Origin of the sequence: Lactobacillus sp. UMNPBX4, from assembly GCF_002554115.1 — a bacterium.
GTDB classification, from domain to species: domain Bacteria; phylum Bacillota; class Bacilli; order Lactobacillales; family Lactobacillaceae; genus Lactobacillus; species Lactobacillus gallinarum.
In genome coordinates this window covers 1-833 of sequence record NZ_PCZF01000126.1, presented here as the reverse complement: position 1 = coordinate 833, position 833 = coordinate 1, and the positions used below count along the sequence as shown (strand labels likewise).

General features: G+C 37.3%; 1 pseudogene. It reads left to right on the top strand.

The features are described from left to right. Positions 1 to 7 precede the first annotated feature (7 nt). Positions 8 to 781, top strand: a pseudogene (locus CP355_RS10005) (phosphatidylserine decarboxylase family protein); the annotation flags it as partial. Between the last annotated feature and the right edge of the window lie 52 nt (positions 782 to 833).

Here is an 833-nt window from a genome sequence, read left to right as displayed (position 1 = left end):
TAAAGAAATAAATTTAAGGAATCATTCATCCTTACACAAACTATTTTACAGTCTCGCTTTAAAAGAATTGATTGAATCAAATTGTTATATTTGGAATTTGTTTCAGATGATGTTTGATGAAATTCCTCAGAAAGATGTTGATACACCTGCAGGAACACCGCAGGTTCGAGACTATCACGAACTTTTATTAGTGCTTAATCGGCTAATTCAACGTGCTCCGAAATTTAATACAACTGGCTTGGTTGACACACCAATTAATGCCGTACTTGATTATCCAATGGGAACTCGTGCCGGTTATGTTTTATTTAACGATCCACGTGTTAATGCCAAGATGAAAAATATTTTGGATTACTGAGGTCGGTATTTACAAAGTGAAGAGTCTAGTTATGTTCTGAATACTTCAGATAAAGGCTGGCTTTCACCGTATGCTTTAAATGAAATGGCTAAAGAAGCAGGCGGAGATAATTTCGTGGACTTATTTGCTGTGCATTCAACAGATGTTAAACAAAAATTAGGTTATACTTCATGGGATGATTTTTTTACTCGTAAGTTTAAGCCAGGTATTAGACCTGTAGCATCCCCAGATGACGATGACGTGATTGCTAACGCCTGTGAATCTGCCCCATTCCGTATTGCGCATGATGTACCACTTAAAGCTAAGTTCTGGATTAAGGGACAGCCATATTCATTGATTGATTTGTTGCACAATGATCCGTGGACATCAAAGTTTGAAGGCGGTACATTGTATCAGGCATTCTTAAGTGCTCTTAGTTATCACCGCCGATGAATATATCTCAGATATTGGATCGGGCTTAAACTATAAACGTCCTAAA